At 36.8% G+C, this 18,997-nt stretch carries 13 protein-coding genes and 2 pseudogenes; 9 read left to right on the top strand and 6 right to left on the bottom strand.

What is annotated here, in order from left to right:
• Positions 1-7 precede the first annotated feature (7 nt).
• The 4 genes from MHH33_RS17950 to rlmH all read left to right on the top strand — a co-directional run bounded on the left by MHH33_RS17950 (position 8) and on the right by rlmH (position 3,176).
• Positions 8-796, top strand: a complete 789-nt coding sequence (locus tag MHH33_RS17950; RefSeq protein ID WP_342542582.1) for an MBL fold metallo-hydrolase — start codon at positions 8-10, stop codon at positions 794-796.
• A 217-nt stretch (positions 797-1,013) separates the two neighbouring features.
• Entirely contained in the window at positions 1,014-2,240 is a 1,227-nt protein-coding gene (locus MHH33_RS17945; protein WP_342542581.1) for a trypsin-like peptidase domain-containing protein, read from the top strand.
• A gap of 201 nt (positions 2,241-2,441) precedes the next feature.
• Positions 2,442-2,606, top strand: a complete 165-nt coding sequence (locus tag MHH33_RS17940) for a CxxH/CxxC protein (protein WP_016428905.1) — start codon at positions 2,442-2,444, stop codon at positions 2,604-2,606.
• A gap of 90 nt (positions 2,607-2,696) precedes the next feature.
• Positions 2,697-3,176 carry a 23S rRNA (pseudouridine(1915)-N(3))-methyltransferase RlmH gene (rlmH, locus tag MHH33_RS17935; protein WP_016428904.1) on the top strand — a complete coding sequence of 160 codons (480 nt, stop codon included), beginning with the start codon at positions 2,697-2,699 and terminating at the stop codon, positions 3,174-3,176.
• A gap of 113 nt (positions 3,177-3,289) precedes the next feature.
• Here the strand turns inward: rlmH and MHH33_RS17930 are convergent, their stop codons facing one another.
• The gene (locus MHH33_RS17930) at positions 3,290-4,537 is read right to left on the bottom strand and encodes a DUF4153 domain-containing protein (RefSeq protein WP_036659591.1); all 1,248 of its coding nucleotides are present in this window, start codon (positions 4,535-4,537) and stop codon (positions 3,290-3,292) included.
• A 1,180-nt stretch (positions 4,538-5,717) separates the two neighbouring features.
• On the opposite strand from MHH33_RS17930, the gene MHH33_RS17925 reads away from it, so the two are divergent.
• Complete coding sequence (locus MHH33_RS17925) at positions 5,718-6,911, top strand: DUF4317 domain-containing protein (RefSeq protein WP_342542580.1); 1,194 nt, start codon at positions 5,718-5,720, stop codon at positions 6,909-6,911.
• 207 nt (positions 6,912-7,118) lie between these two features.
• Here MHH33_RS17925 and MHH33_RS17920 read toward each other — a convergent pair.
• Together MHH33_RS17920 and MHH33_RS17915 are read right to left on the bottom strand one after the other, a co-directional pair.
• Positions 7,119-7,292, bottom strand: a pseudogene (locus tag MHH33_RS17920) (sensor histidine kinase); the annotation flags it as partial.
• A gap of 51 nt (positions 7,293-7,343) precedes the next feature.
• On the bottom strand, positions 7,344-7,940 hold the full coding sequence (locus tag MHH33_RS17915; RefSeq protein ID WP_342542579.1) for an SET domain-containing protein: 597 nt from the start codon (positions 7,938-7,940) through the stop codon (positions 7,344-7,346).
• Positions 7,941-8,794: 854 nt separating this feature from the next.
• Here MHH33_RS17915 and MHH33_RS17910 point away from each other — a divergent pair.
• Positions 8,795-10,873 carry a GAF domain-containing protein gene (locus MHH33_RS17910; protein ID WP_342542578.1) on the top strand — a complete coding sequence of 693 codons (2,079 nt, stop codon included), beginning with the start codon at positions 8,795-8,797 and terminating at the stop codon, positions 10,871-10,873.
• Between the two features lie 551 nt (positions 10,874-11,424).
• Positions 11,425-11,850 carry an ATP-binding protein gene (locus MHH33_RS17905; RefSeq protein ID WP_342542577.1) on the top strand — a complete coding sequence of 142 codons (426 nt, stop codon included), beginning with the start codon at positions 11,425-11,427 and terminating at the stop codon, positions 11,848-11,850.
• A gap of 166 nt (positions 11,851-12,016) precedes the next feature.
• On the opposite strand, the gene MHH33_RS17900 is transcribed toward MHH33_RS17905, so the two are convergent.
• The 3 genes and pseudogenes from MHH33_RS17900 to MHH33_RS17890 form a co-directional block, all read right to left on the bottom strand.
• A complete protein-coding gene (locus MHH33_RS17900) occupies positions 12,017-12,424 on the bottom strand; it encodes a hypothetical protein (RefSeq protein WP_342542576.1) in 408 nt (135 codons plus the stop codon).
• Positions 12,425-12,448: 24 nt separating this feature from the next.
• Positions 12,449-12,901 (bottom strand): helix-turn-helix transcriptional regulator, encoded by a 453-nt coding sequence (locus MHH33_RS17895; RefSeq protein ID WP_342542575.1) that lies wholly within the window; start codon positions 12,899-12,901, stop codon positions 12,449-12,451.
• A gap of 78 nt (positions 12,902-12,979) precedes the next feature.
• Positions 12,980-13,216: pseudogene (locus MHH33_RS17890) on the bottom strand (hypothetical protein); the annotation flags it as partial.
• A gap of 279 nt (positions 13,217-13,495) precedes the next feature.
• Here MHH33_RS17890 and MHH33_RS17885 point away from each other — a divergent pair.
• Both MHH33_RS17885 and MHH33_RS17880 read left to right on the top strand, forming a co-directional pair.
• The gene (locus tag MHH33_RS17885; RefSeq protein WP_342542574.1) at positions 13,496-16,663 is read left to right on the top strand and encodes an ATP-binding cassette domain-containing protein; all 3,168 of its coding nucleotides are present in this window, start codon (positions 13,496-13,498) and stop codon (positions 16,661-16,663) included.
• Between the two features lie 478 nt (positions 16,664-17,141).
• Entirely contained in the window at positions 17,142-18,635 is a 1,494-nt protein-coding gene (locus MHH33_RS17880; protein WP_016428892.1) for a malate:quinone oxidoreductase, read from the top strand.
• The last annotated feature ends 362 nt before the right edge of the window (positions 18,636-18,997 follow it).

Genomic DNA, 18,997 nt, shown 5'->3' with positions numbered 1-18,997 from the left:
TTTCATCATGCGTTTTAGTGTTCTAGCAAGCGGCAGTAGCGGAAATGCCATTTACGTTGAAACCGAAGAACATTCATTTTTAGTGGATGCTGGTCTTAGTGGACGTAAAATGGAGGAGTTGTTCGCCTCTGTTGACCGCAATGTGAAAAACTTAAGCGGAATTTTGGTTACGCATGAACATAGTGATCACATAAAAGGGCTTGGAATTCTCGCCCGTAAATATAAAGTTCCCATATATGCCAATGCCAAGACCTGGATGGCAATGGAACATCTTGTCGGAAACATTCCGCTCGAGCAACGTTTTCATTTTGATATGGAGACTGTAAAAACATTCGGCTCACTGGACATTCAATCGTTCGCTGTATCCCATGATGCTGCGGATCCAATGTTTTACGTATTTCATGAAAATGGACGTAAACTGGTGTTAATCACGGATACTGGATATGTCAGTGACCGGATGAAGGGTCATATCAAAGGTGCGGATTCATTTGTGTTCGAGAGCAATCATGACGTAGGAATGCTGCAAATGGGTCGTTACCCGTGGTCGGTCAAACGCCGGATTTTAAGCGACGTAGGACATGTGTCAAACGAAGATGCCGCTGTCGCAATGAGCGAAGTTGTCGAAGAAAAACCAACACGTATCTATCTTTCTCATTTGAGTAAAGATAATAACATGAAGGACCTGGCACGAATGAGTGTTACTCAAACACTTGAATCATGCGGAATTATTACCGGTGAATATTTGAATCTTTTTGATACAGATGCCAATAAAGCCACTGAATTAGTGACTATCTAAACCCCACAAATTTGTGGGGTTTTTTGATGCTTTTTTTAACTAAGTAGTGTCTAGCACCAAGTGCCAACTCACGGCCTGTTCCACATTTCATGGCTTCGAGCTTGAGTGGCACTATACGCTTTTCTTTATTTTGAGCAAGTTTTAAATTCATTTTCATTTAATTTTAATGTTGACTTGGTAAAGTAAAGGTATCGAATAACAGAAAGGGAGATTATCTATGGGTTACTACGATCAAATACCATCAGATCCACAAAAAGAACAACAAACGAGGATTATTAGGAAAGGAAGTAAAGGTGGCTACTTTTTCAGTGGTCTTATCGGGGTTATGATTGGGGCATTAATCGTTTGGCTGATGCTTCCTTCGCTCGTTGGCATGATGCCTGGTGGAAACGAGTTAAGTGCCAAAGACTCATCAGCTGTGTCTTCAACTAATCAGCAAATATCTGCGGATATAACTACTGATGTCACATCTGCAGTCGACAAGGCAGCGAACGCAGTTGTAGGCGTGACTAACATTCAATCCACGTCAGATTTCTTGAGACCAACCAGTGAAGAACAAGAAGCGGGAACAGGTTCAGGTGTCATCTATAAAAAATCAGGAGATAAAGCATACGTTGTTACCAACAATCATGTTATTGAAGGTGCAACTCAAATAGAAGTGACATTGGCAGACGGAGCCAAAGTGGATGCCAAATTACTTGGGGCCGATATTTGGACAGACTTAGCTGTTTTAGAAATGGATGCTTCCAAAGTGACAACAGTTGCGGAATTTGGAAATTCAGATTCATTGAAACAAGGGGAAACGGTCATTGCAATCGGTAATCCACTTGGTCTGGATTTTTCAGGATCCGTAACGACAGGTGTTGTTTCCGGTAAAGACCGTGCAATTCCGGTTGATTTAAATGGAGATAACCAAATTGATTGGCAGGCTGAAGTATTGCAAACGGATGCAGCCATCAACCCAGGAAATAGTGGTGGGGCACTTGTCAATTTAGCTGGTCAATTGATAGGAATCAATTCCATGAAAATATCTCAGGCGACAGTCGAAGGGATTGGCCTTGCGATTCCAATTAACTCTGCCATTCCTGTCATTGAAGATCTTGAAAAATTCGGCGAAATGAAACGTCCTTCAATGGGTGTAACATTAGTCGATGTGACCAACGTTTCTGCTTACCACCAGAGAGATACACTTCGTTTACCGGAAGAAGTTTCAACAGGGGTGGTCGTTGACGAAGTAATAGAAGGATCAGCAGCGGAAAAAGCGGAATTGAAACAATATGATGTAATCGTTGAAATGGATGGAGAAAAAATCGAGAACATGATCGATTTACGTAAACACTTATACAATGAAAAAGAAATCGGTGACGATTTGAAATTGAAAGTGTATCGTAAAGGTCAACTGATAGAAGCGACCTTAGAATTGAAAGACAATTCAGCTCTATAAAAAGGTTTGTCAATGTTGTGGATGACCAAAAAGAATTGTGGATAACAATTTTATATTAACAAAACATTTACACAGCGAGTAGAAGGTGCGAACCCGTACCTTTCCTACTCGCTTTTTGTTTGTTAAAATAGATTGTGGATAAAGTTGTGTGAATTGTGTATAACTAATTGAATTGTTCGAAAATCGAAAGGATGAAGAAAAATGAAAATTAAATGCTGTCAAACCCATATAGAACATGCATTGGACATGTTTGTGGCTGAGCAAAATACCTTCCCGATTTTAACGGAACTCACAGATGAAGAAAAGATATCCACAAAATGCGATTACTGTGATGTCGCTGCAATATATTTAGTGGCGAACGAATGATTGCCTACTATATATAGTTTGTGGTTGTGGATATGTGTATAACTTCTGTGGATAGCGTGTTTGTAAATAAAGTGTAAAGGTGGATAACCTGTGAATATCGCAATAATTTCCGTTGGGAAGTTAAAAGAAAAGTACTTAAAAATGGGTATTGAAGAATACACAAAACGATTGGGAAGTTACGCAAAAATAGATTTGATTGAAGTGGCAGACGAAAAAGCACCGGAAAATTTAAGTGATGCTGACATGGAAATCGTCAAGAAAAAAGAAGGCGAACGCATTTTGGCAAAAATCGGAACGGACACTTATGTCATCGCATTGGCAATCGAGGGCAAAATGAAATCATCTGAACAACTAGCGGATGATTTACAGTCACTCATGACATATGGTCGCAGCAAAATCGCGTTCGTCATCGGAGGATCACTCGGTCTGCATGAAGACGTGATGAAGCGCTCTGATGAAAAGCTGTCATTCTCAAAAATGACCTTGCCACACCAATTGATGAAATTGGTGTTGGTGGAGCAAGTATATCGAGCTTTTCGGATTATTAAAGGGGAACCGTATCATAAGTAAATGAGGTTTTTTTAGAAAAATAAAAAGCCAAAAATGAAAAAGTTATGAGTATAACTTTTTCATTTTTGGTGTTTATAAGGAAGATCAACATCCGTTACATTAATATAGCCTTTCTAATTAAAAAAGAAAGGAAAAGTAAATGTAACGAAAGCCGCCCAAAGTCCGTAAACTGGCAAATACTTAGTGACCGCATCTTGGATGGGTGAAGGTCCGGTCTTGTTTTGTAGAAAACGCATATATGAGACCATAATCCAAATAAGATTTCCCCAGATAAGTATGTTTACACCTAAAACAGCAAGTCTGTTTGGTGTAATGCCATAAGAAGAAAGTCTGAACACGATGGCTGACAAAGCCACACTGTCAATGATAAGCGCAAGAACAATTAAGGAAAAATTTATATAATCTGAAATGTTCTTTTTCTCGTCTGAGTCGCTTTCGGTAATAGAAAATATGGTAACGGCCAATACACCAAGGAGTATTCCGTTGAAGGCTATCAGGAAATTGCGGTCCAAGAATGGATTTTTTCCGACCCATATAACCGTTATAAGATAGACCAACAATGTGATCAGAACAAGAGGACTAAAAATTTTAGCTATATATGGTGTAATATTCTTAGCAAGATTAAGATTCATTGATACCAGGTATGCAGCCACAATAGCGAGAGCGGCAGCACCAAATAAAACGATATTACTAAAATAGAATTCTTCTATATCCAAGCCAACAAAGCTAAATAACTGCATGGTTAATGCCGCTAGCACCATTCCGCTAACTGCCATGCTGGCGTAGAGAATACAATATTCCAAATTAAATTTAATATAGGCTAATCTTGTACTGCCTTTTGAATATTCATTTCCTGTAAATGCAAGCCCTACCAATACCCATAAGAATATGGGAAGGTGTAAATAAGCAAGGATAATACTGTCTTTATAATTTAATGGCAGCATATTAAGATAAAACCCGGAAATTAGGAACAACGCTGCAAGGGAATAAATAACACTTTTTTTCGGAGTATTATTGTAAACAAAATAGGCAGCAATAAAGGGAATAATACCAAAAGCCAGGTTAATTGGAGCAATTGCTTCTTGTTCGACAAAATGGAAAATGATTCTGGTGCTTATCCCGGCCAGAATGGCTAAAATGCCCATGAATAAGAAACCTTTTTGAAGCAAGGAAGATTTTTCTGAATGTGCCGTCTCCTTGAAATGCAATCTTTCATACCAAATGCCAAGAACCTGAGAATCAGGATTTTGTTCCCATGCGTCTGAGAATGACTTTTTAAAGGCTTTGGGGTCATTTCTAAACATTCTCTCCAGCTCATGGGGATTAGCAATATTTTCAATAATTAAATTGTTACTGTCCATGATTATACCTCCCTTAATAATTGTCATATTAAGTCCTACACTTTCCTCAATAATGTTTATTAATCAAACTCTCTTACCTTTGACTGTCTTCTCAGGTTTCATGAAAAGCACCTCTCATAAGTATTGTTTTTTAGATATTAACATTTTATTTATCGATAAACAATAAATTTTTATTTATTTTTATAATGTTTTTATTGTTAATAAGTTATTAAGGCAAAAATAAAAACATTCCTCTTTACAAAGAAATGCTCTATAGGGTGTATCTCATGAGCCTCAATTGAATTACTGTTAATCACTAAAAAAGCTAACTTTTTTATTTTCTTTTTGCCTCCGTATCGTATAACGGGAGAGCGTAAAATTATTAAACAATTAGATCGAAAGACAGTCGATGAAATTAGAAAGTTCTAATATTCGTTCCTGGCACTCCCTGATATTTGTCGAAGATTGATAGGTTTTTAGATAGGTAGTAAACGATAGAATGGAGTTGTTAGCTGTATATTGTTGGGGTGGCCGGGTTGTCAATCTTCTTTTCCTTTGTTAGGAAAGGAGGTGATAATCACGGAAACATTTCTTGAAATTTTCAGAGAAGTTCTGAAGGGAGTTCTGCGTGAAGTAAGCGCATATTTTTTTCGGAAGAATGTTCTAGAAGACAAGAAAACCACCCTGCGCCGTCGCAAGCAAAAGGGTGGTTCTCATAAATAATCCACAATGACAACCACCACCCTGACGGTAGAGGTTACATGGGGAGAAGTGCTTACAATACTTCTCTCTTTTTTATTATATGTCCATTATATACTATAAAATTCCTTTTAAATAATTGAGATTATTACGACTGAGACACGGGGACATTTCTTGTGTTTGATGAAGCAAGAATGCTTATGAAACAGGGGATGGTTCTCGTTAGGTTTCGAAGCTAGCGCAGCGATGCAACGCCTTTTCATGTCTCGAAGCTAGCACAGCGATGCAGAGACAGAAACAGGCAAACGCTTTCCGCGCGGGCCTCACTGGACACGTCGCTACGCTGCTCCCACAGGAGTCACTCGATCCAAAATTGACTGTGTTCCTTTCTTCATTTTAAATATTGTTATAATAAAGGGGTGTCAGAAGCTAAACTGTAGCTTTGGATGCTCTTTTTTTGTAGATAACGCGGATCTTACTTGCCAGGGAGTTGGAATTAGAGATGAATAATAAGGATATAGCGGAGATTCGCAAACAATTTAAGATGGATACTGATTTACTGAAAATCGCTGACATTTATAACGTTTACATCAAGCAGGAAAGCAGTGATATCTTTTATGAAGAGAGCCGCACATTTTCCTTGCTGGACCGGGAGCAGCAAGAGCTGTTCCTTGCCAACTTTAAAAAGGTTTTAGGTGGGAAACTAGATGTGAAGCTGTTTGATGTGAAGTTCCAGCGTCAAGGAGAGGGGCAAACGGACCATACGCAGCGACTTTTATTTGAGGGGCTTCATGCAGATGATGTCGGGGAATGGAAAGCGGGTATGCAACGTATCGCCTTGAAGATGGTTCAGGATAGCCAATATGAAAAGGACATAGTCATCACATTCATTCGTGGAAATTATTATAAAACGACGAAACGTCATCCCGATGAAACGGAAATAGACGATCGAGATGAAGTGTATACCACTCCTTTTATCCTCAGTAGCATGAATCAAACCGAACTGCCGAAACGTTCACTGGTGTTTGATTTTGTCGAGAAAGAGTTTAAGTCCAGTCTGCTGGCTGATCCCGTCATTAAACTTGCCACTCCAATTGGTGGATTTCTGTTCCCTAGCTTCACGGACAACGCCGCAGACATCAATCACGTCCTTTATGCTGCGAGCAAAGCGAATAAACCAGATTTCCAGTTTATCGAGAATGTGTTGAACGGCAATGAAATCATGACTGCCGAGGAAGATAAAGCGGTGTTTGAAGAAATTGTCAAAGCAGTAATTGGTGATGAAGTAAATTCGAAAACCCTCGCCGGTGTATATGATGAAATCAATAATATGTTATTGGTGGAAAAAGAGGGTGAGGACGAAGTAGGGAGTACTCCTACTTTGGATTCTATAGAGGTTGCACGTGTGTTGAAGGCGAGCGGCGTAAAAGATGTGAGTACGGAAAAAGTGGAAATGGCCTTTCAGCAGGTGGTTGAAGACAAAAACTATGAAATGAAAGCAAGCCATGTCGTTCCAAGCTACGCGTCCAAGTCAATCAAAATCAGCACGAAAGTAGCGAATATTGCGATCAGCCCGCAAGACTTGAGATATGTCAAACAGATCAATTACAATGGCAAACGCTGTCTATTGATCGAGGTGGAAGAAGACACGATGATTGAAGGATTTAAGCTGCTTCCGGAAGAGCTGTTGGAGTAGGAGAGAGTTGGGTGGTCCTTCAGCCGGCTATCTAAAATGGAAAAGAGAATAAACCTCATTTAGCCCTGCTACGGTGAACCTTACCATAAGTAAATGAGGTTTAGGAAGTAATAAAGGAAACAGTTTAATTATTTTACTTGGACTGTTTTTTTCAATAAGAAAGGGCTTTTCTAGTTATTTTTCCAACTAAGATAGCCCTTTTATCTTTTACTCACTTAAACGAATTTCCACGGTTGTGCCGATGCCAACTTTACTCGACAATATAACATTTCCACCGTGTGCCTCAATAATATCTCTAGAAATAGCCATGCCGAGACCTGTGCCGCGAACGTTTTTGGTATTTGTACCTCGATAGTAGCGTTCAAAAATTTGTTTTAGGTCGTGTTTTGTTAAAGCCTTTAAAACTGTTATTCAAATTTCGAAAATTCAATCTCAGTCTTCGTCATCATCGATAAATAAAGTAAGGATTGAATCTAGTGGTTCGGTTCCATTAGCAACCGCATTTACTTTATCAGTATATTGCTCACTGATCATATGTTTTAGAGGTTGTTCCACCTTGTTGAAATACTTAAACGCCTCTATTGCCATTTTATCCCACTCTTCGTATAAAACTAGATAGTCATCTGCTGTCACTTTTGTTCTTGAAGTGCCTTCTTCAGGTATACATTCAAAATCTTCATCTTCACCCAATGCAGCATAATCACATGTTATTTGTTCGCCAGGTTGAATGTCTCTCGCAGCTAACTCAAAATCATATACTGTATCTACTATATTTGGATTGAAGCTATGGTTAATATACTTTGCGTGATCACAAGAGAGAACATATTCGCCGTCATTATCTAAATATGAGTATTTATATATATACTCTTTTCGAACATCATCAAGACTTTCAATATATGACTCATCAAGAACAATATCTAAATCATCTTTAATCCAGACAATGGTTCCTTTAGGAATTAATTTTGTTGCAAAAACTCCAATTCCTACTTTCTCATTTACATACCGAATTTCGGTATTCGGATGCATCATTTTTCTATTCCTCCTTTATCGAATTCATTTTATTCTCCAAAAAAATGAGAGGTTAAACTTCAGTAGGGAAGAAAATAATGGTCTCGCGTAATAAAGTTACACTTATCTTCTTAACATCGAAAACGTAACAAATTATTGGATATTCAATATGTATATGCTCATATATTTCGTTTTGAGTAGACACTTGTTCTAATAAATACTTTTTTATCAAAAGAAATAATAAGAATATATATTTAATGAGAATGTGGAGGGCTCCAAGAAGTAGTTACTATGTTAAAGAAATCGATATTGGTTTGGAAATTACCAATTAATGTGGTCGTAGGGAACAACACCAATTTCAAATAAAGAGTTTTATGGAACAAAAAACAAGGCTATTATTCATGCAATTCGATAATGTTTTCAGGATAAGGCTATCGTTTGGAAGGGACGGAGAGGTATACATCTTGTTCTTCAAAAGAAGCATTTTTAAAAATAGTAGCTTCTTGTACATGATCCTTATGACCGTGGGTTGCTAAGATGAGAGTAACATCTTCTGGTGATTTGCCTATTCTATTTAGAGCTTGTTCAAGGTATATGGAATGCTCCTTTTTACCTAAATCTATCAACTTCCTGTACAATAAAGTAACAGTTGTTATAAGAGTTCCAACTTGTGTCCAATATTGCTAGTACATATACATTTTCATTAATCGATTCAAATAAGTAATCCAAATTCCTACTCAATGTAAAAAGATATTCAGTATGGAATCTTTTTTATTAATAATATAGTATTCTTTATTTCTATTTGGATCCTTCCTTTGAAAGATCACTAAGACGTAAATAATAAACGCTAACCCAATTGATTGGAGACTGTGTGAATGTTAATGGAACAAACAAGATATTCTAGGCTTGCAAATATAACAAAAATAATAAATACAAAGTTAGAACTACGTGAAGTATTACAGCGTGTAACGAGTGCAATATCTGAAGAGATTGTTCAATGTAATTCCGTTGGTATTTATTTACCTCAAAAAGATGGAACATTTAGAGGATTTGCAGGAAAACCTGAACTCATGAATGGCATGGCGCTCGATACGCAACTAATTGATCCTGATATAGACTTACTAGCCAAAGAAGTGATTGAAACTAAAAAAACCATCCACATCCCGGATACCTCAAAAGATAATCGGCCGGATCCGAAATCAGTTGAAGCCTTCAAAATTAAATCCTTATTAGTTCTGCCTATCTCAATTGAGCAAGAGTTATTTGGTCTAGTTTTTTTATTTGATTATGGAACGCCAATGAACTTGACAGAGTCGGAAATTCAAAGTGTTGAAGCTTATGTGAATATGGCTGCAGTCGCAATTCAAAACGTGAATAATTTAACACAAAAGGAAAACCTTATTGCCGAAAAGCAGTTGTTGCTTAATGTTACACGTGATTTATCGATGTGTTCCTCGATACAGGAAAGTCTTGATAAATGCTTTTTCTACTTAGGAAAGATTTTAGATAGCAAAAATATTGCTGCCCACCTCCTAGAACCGTTAGAAAAAAAAACAATTAGATTAACGAAGTTAAGTAAAGACTGTGATTGGACGGAAGCAGAGTGGAGTGAAACCCTTAATAACATAAAAATGGTCCATAGCTATGAAGCCATGATCCAAGAGGCTATTATAACAAAAAATATAATTCACATCCCAAGTGAGGATACAAAGGGGCTGCTTATGATTCCATTGGTTTCAATGGGAGAAGTATTAGGGGTAATAACAGTTGTGGATTTGGTGAGAAAAACTCACAGTTACGATGAATCCCAAATTCAACTGGCACAATCTATAGTTGATGCCACAGCCCCTACGTTTTCAAACTTGTTAGATATGGACCAACTTGAAAACATGGTGGAAGAGCGAACAAGGGAACTAGCCGCTGCTAATGAAAAAGTTACAAGTGTTATTGAAAGTATTACGGATGGGTTCTTTGCTTTGAATAAAGAATGGGAATTTATTTACATAAATAAACATCAATATTTACCACAAAAGAAAGCGGCAAAAGATGTATTAGGCAAAAATATATGGGAGATCTTCCCGAAAAGTATAGATACCGTCATGTATAAAGAATTTCATCGTGCGATGTTAGAGAGAGTTCCTGTACATTTCGATATTCCCGCAACCTCTGAAGATTATTGTTACGAAGTAGTGGCTTACCCGTATGACGAGGGTATCTGTTGCCTATTTAAAAATGTAACGGAAAAAAAGAAATATGAAAATGAACTGAGAAGGTTTTCCAACTTAGAATTAATAGGGCAAATGGCAGCAGGTATCAGCCATGAGATTAGAAATCCAATGACAACGGTACGAGGATTCTTACAGTTATTAAAAAAAGAGGACGAATTTGAAAAACATAATGACCACTTTAATTTAATGATTGAAGAACTTGACCGTGCCAATGCCATTATTACTGAATTTCTTTCAATGGGAAATACAAGGACATCTGATTTACAGATGTTAGATTTAAATTCAATTATCTATGATATTTCACCTTTAATAAAGATTGATACATTTAATCAAAATAAACTTATTCAATTCGATACTAAAGACATCCCAGAATTGCTTTTAAATCGTAATGAGATACGGCAATTAGTAATAAACCTATACCGTAACGGCTTAGAAGCGATGAGCACAGGGAAAGTGCTATCCATCAGTACCTACATAGAAGATGAAAATTGTGTAGTTCTTGCAGTACGGGATCAAGGAGAAGGTATCAGGCAAGAAATATTAGAGAAACTGGGTACTCCATTCTATACAACCAAAGATAATGGCACTGGCTTGGGGTTAGGCATTTGTTACGCCATTGCTGCCCGTCATAATGCGAAAATTGAAATTCAAACTGGATTAGATGGCACTACTTTTTTTGTTAAATTCTATTCTAAAAACAATTTGAATAATCCTCAAATAGATTAGTCACGGAGAACCTTATCATAAGTAAATGAGGTTCTAATCTGTTTAACAAAATTTCAGGTACCTGTGCAAGGAGTATTGATAAATGTTTAAGTTTCCATGTTTGTTCATCAACTTTCTTCTTTTATAGATATTGAGGAGTGGCACGTAAGCCTTCCTTTGAAATCCTTACATAATAAATCCGTTTTCACATTTACTGATAACGTTAGCAAAGGATTAGTCTATTCAAAAGTATTACTTTAGCGAAAAATGTAGGTGTCGGTTTGGAGAAAGTTGGGAATTGCATGTGTTGAATAATGTATGATGAAGCCGATTGAATGGATCAATGAACCACGGGGGCTTTATGCAAGTATGGAGCCGGCGTGCAATTTCAAAAAGCTTTATAAACAGCCATGACGAAACAAACATATAAATATAATAAGAGGTAGTTCTTACAAGTGTATTTGTAATAAGGGACTGCCTTTTTTGTATAAGCATTGGTTAACGTATTTGCAAGGTATATAGATCGATTTTGCTGGAAAGGAGGATATTCTTATGAAGATAAAAGCGAAATCATGGAGATCATTCAGCAATTGGATCATCATATTGCAGATGATTTTGAGGCACAGGACCTAGACTTTAAACAATGGAATTTTAGTGCTGTGGAGGAAAACGTCAATAAAATGATTAAATACGCTGTTTGTATGGCAAATGGCGGCGGGGGCAGCGTTGTTTTCGGCGTGGCCGACAAAATTCAGGGAATAGAAAATGTTTTAATAGGGATTCCATTTGATATAGACATAGAAGAATTACAAAAAAGGATATTTGAAAATACGGATCCACACATAACCCCTTCGTTTGATGAAATATTTTATAAAGATCATTCAATCCGGCTATTGGTCATGAACGTTTTGCCGAAAACACCGCCTTATACAACAACGAAGGGTACAGCAACCATTAGGCAAGGAAAAGAGTGTCTGCCGTACAGAAGCAATTCGTAGGGATAGTCTGATTTTATGATTAGGTAAAGGGGGCCCTTCTATTTATTAAACATAATTTACAGCATCAATACCCTCACTTAGTGCCATTACGGAGTCCCGCCCACATTTTAACGAAAATATACGCTAAACAAATTTCGATATAAAATGAGTCTAATTTCCTGCTTTGTTAGAGATTCGACTCTAATTTTTTACTACTAAATCCATAATTATTTTTCCCCCCATTTTGATTGAATAGGAAATTTGTTGCTAAAAATACTGAAGCTACGTTAATTAAAAGGGCAACAATATTTAAAAAGTCAGTTGTCGGCCCAAACACAATAATCAATGATGTTATTGCGACAAACAATGGAATTGTCTTATTTATATTTGTGACTAGTTGTTGCTTGTGAAAATGTCTTAGTATGAAAAAAATACCTATTAAAATTGGTGCAGTTAGGAATAATCCTAAATATCCCCATGCATCTTCAATAAACCAAGGGAAAAAGCGCATACGTGAAGTAAAAATAAACAGATTTAGTACGATAGTTCCTACTAATATACTGTTTAATATAATGACTCTCTTGTTTTTATCCATTGTAATTTCTCCTTTAAAATTTAATTACTCCTTAGTTAATTCGTAAAAACGATTCATAACTTCTTCTTCTTCAAACGTGCTATACCACCTATAATCACTACCATCTAAAATACGATAATGTTGGCTGATCACATTTTGTTGTACTCGAAATTTTCCTTTTTTCGCAATCTCATTCCAAAACATTTTTCCTCCTAATGTTTTTACTTTTGGAGTATTGATACCATCGTGAGCTAGTGTTTCAATTACTTCAAAAGGTTCTTCTCCTAAAATGTGTTCTAGGATTTGACTATCCTTAAATAAGGCACAAACTACGACTGCATTCGTCCAACCAATTGATGTTCTTTCTTTTTCAACTTGAACCAGTGTCTTTTTGGAAATCCCTAGAACAGTAGCCATTTTTTCTTGAGAATATCCTTTTTCAAGACGAATTAGTCGAACATTCTTAGAAATCAAATCAATTACAGTTTCTTTATTCAAATAACATCATCTCCATGTAACAGTGTTAAATTCCACTAATAGTGTAATATTACACTGTTATTAGCCTTTTGTAAATGGTACATCCAATACAATGGTTGTAACGATAGACCCTTTAAGCCCAAGTTGTTCATCTGATAGTGGATGAGCAATAATGTTTCCAATGACTAAAGCAATAGCGAAATCAAGAGGTCTTAATTGAGAGATGACACGCTGACCTAATACTCTAGTAACAGTTAATAAGAAGAAAAAAGCAACAATAGCTCGAAGAATCCACTCAAAGGTAGTAAGAGTTACTTGGCCTTGAAAAAAATCCATATAATACACATCCTTTATCAAAATAGCTATCACATAGTTTAACTCTGATGTTATTTTAATAATCCATAATTAGTGATAAATTTAAATGAAGGAAGTAACTGATTAATAGAGCGTGGTTTACATTTGTATTTTCCAGAGATTTTTAAGTAGGTTTTATAAATCAAATAAAAAACGTGGTTAAACTATTTTGGACCATTAAGATGAACCCGTATCACAAAAGAGTTTGTCGATGTTCTAACGTGGAAAGACTGAGTTTACATAAATAGAGAGGATGTACATATGAAAATAAATCGATTAATTGCTAATAACATTAATCAATTAGATGCCTTACTGCCAGTAAATCAATCGTTAGGAATTGCAGGTTTGTCTGGGTCCGGAAAAACCACTTTTAGTCAAACCATTGGTGAAGAGTCCAAGAAGCGTCTCGTTTCATTATTGCCAAAGGCAGAATATCAGTATTTGTTTTCTAAAATTATGGAAACAAATTTCAGTGCCATCAAAATGGAAGACATGCCTTTAGTGCTTTTTCTCGGAAGAGCATCGATTTCTTCTAATCCGCGGTCTACCATTGGCACCCATACAGGCGTTTTTAAAGAAATTCGTGTTCGCCTTGCTGAAAAATTTAATCTTTCTCCAGAAGTTTTTTCATTTAATAATGAATTAGGCTGGTGTCGGGATTGTAAAGGACGTGGCACGACCAAAAATGTGGAATGTAAAAAGTGCAAGGGCAGTCGTTATAACCAAGAAGTTGAGCAATATACGATTGAATTATTTGGAAAACCACATAGTATTTCCGAACTCAACGACTTAAGCATAGAAACCATTCTCTCATTAGCTGAAGTTTTGCACGTTAGTGAAGCGAAGCAGCATATTCTCCAAAATATAATCAATATGAATATTGGTTATTTAACATTGAATCGGATAATGGGGACTTTATCAGGCGGGGAATTAACACGGCTTTACTTGGCCGAGTTCATGGCAGCCAGTGAAAATACCGTTATTATTATTGATGAAATCTCGGTTGGCCTTGATCACGAAACACTATTGAAAATTTTAGAACAGATAAAACAATTAGGGTATAAGAATCAAATCTGGCTCATCGATCATTCTGACACGGTACTCGATGCAACAGATGAGCAATTGTTCTTTGGACCAGGAAGTGGCAAGTATGGCGGCAAAATTGTAGAAGAATCCCCACGTCCAAAACCAATCATCTGGAAACGAAATCAGGCTATGCCAACAGAATACTATCAATTCCAGGATCTTTACTGCCGAAATATTCAAATAGATGAAATCCAAATTCCCAAAAATAGACTTGTCACTTTTACCGGTGAGTCTGGATGTGGTAAATCCACTCTCGTCAATGAGTGTATCACCAAAGATTTTATGAAGCGATATCCAAAAGATAAACTAGTCATGGTTGGGCAAGATCGGAATCAATCGATTACGAGCCGGTCAACCGTTGCGACGTTTCTTGATATTAAGAAGAAACTCACTAAATATAGTGACGAGATAGATGATATTTTTCTACGTTCGATTGAAGATATTATTGATGAACTACCTAAGGAAGACATCGCTCATAAACGCTTGAGCTTATTGATCAAACTTGGACTTGGTTATTTGACGTTAGAAAGAAAAACACAAACTTTATCAACGGGTGAATTTCAATGTGTTCATTTAGTTTCTGAGTTGTTTACGAACGCCAAAAATCCACATACGTTGTTTATTTTTGACGAGCCTTCAAAAGGGTTATCTCAAAATATTTTAAACCAATTTATTGATAGTGTTAGGGTCATTCTAGAGAATGAATCTGTCTCCATCATGATGATTGAACATAATGCATATATGCTGGAAAGCTCTGATTTTATTGTAGATTTTGGTAAAAGAAAGCTTGCACCTGTTCAACATCTTGATGTTGTCAGTCATGAAGAGTATTACCGTCAAAAAAATAGTGAAGAAGTTGCTCCATTGCACATTTCTTCAACACTCAAGCAGCGAAACGGTATTCACTACTTAGAAGAAAATCATTTGGTCTACTTTAAAAATGCAGAAAATATCTATAAGGGCGGCATTCTAAAAAGCCTTTCACCTATGGCAAGGTTAATTTATGGTGAATATGAATCCGACATCATCGCACCCGTTATCGCCATTGATCTTGAAAGGCACTTGTATAGTCAATATAGCTTCCTCTATGAAATGGGCGGGCTGATCAACCATATTGTTGCTGCCCATCCGACCAATAAAGATACAAGAAGCTTCGATTTCTATAATCAAGAAAATCATTGTCCATGTTGTTCCGGGCGTCGGGTCATTGAGAAATTCAATTTTGATGTGGTCATTCAGGAAAAAACTGTGCCATTCTGGGATGGCTTATTACATCCAGACGTGATGGAGGTATTGAAATATTATCAATATCCAAAGTTGCAATTCCTGTTTGATGAGATAAAGAATGAACTCGGACAAGATATCAGCAAGAGCTTCAATGAGATGACTGAAGCGGAAAAGCACACCTTTTTATATGGTTATTGGGAAAAGTCATTTTATGATAAAGCAGGCAAGGCTTCGAGAACATGGGAAGGCTTTAATTTAATTATTGGCCGTTATATGTTTATTTCGAAATCCATCATTAAAGATCATATGAAGGAATCAAAAGTGATGATTGCTTGTCCTGTCTGTGAAGGAACCGTGCTGAACCATCATAAAAAACTATTGTTTGGTAACATCGATATTCGTGAACTCATTCAACAACCGATCGATCAAGTCATAAAAACAGTAGGGAAATTGCCGGAACTAGAAAATCTAAAAGCGGTTGTTGGCGGCGATATGGTGCTTACTGAAGATGTTTCCCTCCTTTCTAGGGGAACGCAAGTAGCACTGAAAATGCTGGAACTGGAGCAGGCAAGCTTTATTGACTACGAGATCGTTTTACAGAATGCTTTCCCATTCTGGGACAGTATTGGAAGCAAAATCGAAGCAATAAGCTGTAAAAACCAGATCACAATCTGTGATTTCGCCAACATTACCGAAACGAGAGAAACCATTATCGATAAGTATTTCACCAATGGAAAATATAAAAAGCTAACTTATGTGTACGAAGCGTTTGGATACAAAAAAATTGTTACCCAAATCAATAAAGTTAAAGCAAGTCATAAATGTCCATTCTGTGCAGGGAAGAAAGTCATTTCCGAAGATGGTCTTCATGACGGCGTGTATAAATTGTCGGTGCCCTGTGTGAGTTGTCATGCTAGTGGTATCAATAATGAAGGTCGGAAGGAAATCATCGAAGGCTTCGACGTACAAACCTGGCTGACCGGTAAAGTAAGGGATGTAGTGGCTGAAAGATTACTTACAGATGGTGTGGAAGATATACCTATTTTCAATCGTATTCGTGAGCTGGATAAACAAGACATGATTTCCGTTTATCAAAGTCTTGAGCAAAATAATTAACTTATCTTGATGGTTTTGTGCAAACTAGCAACAGATGGTGTGAATTAATACTTCATTGAATGAGCAAGGTAATCTTTCAAAGAGGTAATTTAAACTTGAAGTTAAATCAAAAAAGAAGGAGAATGCTTGTTATACGAAGCGTTCTCCCTTTTTTGTGTCATATAGAATGAATCGATTTAAGTCAAACTGTAAATCACTATAATTAACTATATAAAATAGAATTTTTTCAGTGCAGCACACACTGGGATGTTCCATAGCCTTATGGAAGGACTTCTCACTGTTAACCTGCTTTTATTTAGCTTATAATTATTAGGTAATAGTAAATATATATTAATGTTTAAATAATTGTATTACACTATAATATGGATATATTTTAAACAGAAAAGGTGTGTGACTAGGTCTCGCCTTGGCTTATTATGCTTTCTAAGCAAGAGCGCCTAGATCCTTTCTGCAATTTTAGGGACTAAGGATGGTAAAAATGAACATGAGAGAAACTAATACAGACGTTATCTTAATTGGTGCCGGAGTCATGAGTGCCACTTTAGGGACACTTTTGAAAGAATTAGCGCCGGAATTGAAAATTACAGTGATTGAGAAGCTCGACAATGCAGGAGAGGAAAGCTCAAACGAATGGAATAATGCAGGAACAGGTCATGCGGCCCTGTGTGAGCTTAACTATACAACTGAAAAACCAGACGGATCTATTGATATTAGCAAAGCGATTAAAATAAATGAACAGTTTCGGCTGTCCACGCAGTTTTGGTCACATCTTGTAAAAAACGGGTTGATAAATAATCCAGAAGACTTTATCATGCCATTGCCTCATATGAGTATGGTACAAGGGGAACAAAATGTGGCGTTCTTAAAGAAACGTTTTGAAGCGCTATCAAAAAATCCGCTGTTCCAAGGAATGGAATTTTCTGATGACCCAGCAAAACTGATGGAATGGATTCCGCTCATTATGCAAGATCGTCCTTCGGATGAAGTCATAGCGGCAACAAAAATCGACTCTGGAACGGATGTTAACTTTGGTGCTTTAACGCGCATGTTGTTTGACCACTTACAGAATAAGAACGTCCGTATCAAATATAACCACAATGTAGATAATTTGTACCAGAATGGCGATGGTTCATGGGAATTAAAAGTGAGTAATGTCTACAGCGGTATCGTGGAACACCATACTGCAAAATTCGTCTTTATCGGAGGCGGAGGCGGAAGCGTGCATTTACTGCAAAAATCCGGCATTCCTGAAGGTAGACAAATTGGAGGATTCCCAGTAAGCGGAATCTTCATGGTGTGTAATAATCCAGAAGTTATTGCTCAAAATCATGCAAAAGTATACGGAAAAGCTAAAGTTGGTGCTCCACCAATGTCTGTTCCGCATCTTGATACACGATTTATTGACAATAAAAAATCGTTGTTATTTGGACCATTTGCCGGCTTCTCACCTAAGTTCTTAAAAACCGGTTCAAATTTGGATCTAGTGACCTCTGTAAAACCGAATAATATCTTAACCATGTTGGCGGCAGGCGCAAAAGAGATGTCATTGACAAAATACCTGATTCAGCAAGTTATGTTATCGAAAGAACAGCGTATGGATGAGTTACGAGAGTTTATCCCGAACGCCAAGAGCGAGGATTGGGATTTAGTTGTAGCTGGTCAACGTGTACAAGTGATCAAAGATACTTCTGAAGGCAAAGGAACGCTTCAATTTGGTACGGAAGTTGTTAGTGCTGCTGATGGCTCGATTGCAGCATTACTAGGGGCTTCTCCCGGTGCTTCTACGGCAGTTCACGTTATGCTCGAAGTAATTAAAAAATGCTTCCCGCAACATATGGAAGAATGGGAACCAAAAATCAAAGAAATGATTCCTTCTTATGGCGTGTCACTAATGGAAAATCCAGAGCTTCTGCACGAAATAAATATTTCAATAGCAGAGAAGCTTGGTCTAAGTGAAAAAGAACAAGTCTAAAGTTAATTTTGGATATGGAATTTTCATACTTTCTTTAACATAGCATTTAAAAACAATAAAAAAGGGGAAGGCTTGATATACTAAGCCTTCCCCTTTTTTATTTTAGCTAAAATAACTACAATGATTCCGACAACTCTGGAGCTATGTCTGTTTACTGAAAGTGAAATTCAATATATTTTTTAAGTTTGATTTTTTATCCAATAAAGAAAAGATATTTATCGAGGGAAAGAATACAATAGAAAGAATCTGTATAATATTATTACTATTTAGAAATAAAAATTATTTTATTTCTAACATAGTTACTGTTTTAAATATAGTCGAAAGATACTGATTATACCAGTGTTTTCCTGAAAAATACATTT

This window comes from Paenisporosarcina sp. FSL H8-0542, assembly GCF_038632915.1.
GTDB lineage: Bacteria > Bacillota > Bacilli > Bacillales_A > Planococcaceae > Paenisporosarcina.
The sequence above is the reverse complement of the archived record's forward strand: the minus strand, read 5'-3'. Positions and strand labels throughout refer to the sequence as shown.

What these genes read in the sequence shown, in the direction of transcription:
- MHH33_RS17950 (WP_342542582.1), top strand. Translation starts at nt 8, where the DNA reads ATGCGTTTTAGTGTTCTAGCAAGCGGCAGTAGCGGAAATGCCATTTAC.
- MHH33_RS17945 (WP_342542581.1), top strand. Translation starts at nt 1,014, where the DNA reads ATGGGTTACTACGATCAAATACCATCAGATCCACAAAAAGAACAACAA.
- MHH33_RS17940 (WP_016428905.1), top strand. Translation starts at nt 2,442, where the DNA reads ATGAAAATTAAATGCTGTCAAACCCATATAGAACATGCATTGGACATG.
- MHH33_RS17930 (WP_036659591.1), bottom strand. Translation starts at nt 4,537, where the DNA reads ATGGACAGTAACAATTTAATTATTGAAAATATTGCTAATCCCCATGAG.
- MHH33_RS17925 (WP_342542580.1), top strand. Translation starts at nt 5,718, where the DNA reads ATGAATAATAAGGATATAGCGGAGATTCGCAAACAATTTAAGATGGAT.
- MHH33_RS17915 (WP_342542579.1), bottom strand. Translation starts at nt 7,940, where the DNA reads ATGATGCATCCGAATACCGAAATTCGGTATGTAAATGAGAAAGTAGGA.
- MHH33_RS17910 (WP_342542578.1), top strand. Translation starts at nt 8,795, where the DNA reads ATGTTAATGGAACAAACAAGATATTCTAGGCTTGCAAATATAACAAAA.
- MHH33_RS17905 (WP_342542577.1), top strand. Translation starts at nt 11,425, where the DNA reads ATGGAGATCATTCAGCAATTGGATCATCATATTGCAGATGATTTTGAG.
- MHH33_RS17900 (WP_342542576.1), bottom strand. Translation starts at nt 12,424, where the DNA reads ATGGATAAAAACAAGAGAGTCATTATATTAAACAGTATATTAGTAGGA.
- MHH33_RS17885 (WP_342542574.1), top strand. Translation starts at nt 13,496, where the DNA reads ATGAAAATAAATCGATTAATTGCTAATAACATTAATCAATTAGATGCC.
- MHH33_RS17880 (WP_016428892.1), top strand. Translation starts at nt 17,142, where the DNA reads ATGAACATGAGAGAAACTAATACAGACGTTATCTTAATTGGTGCCGGA.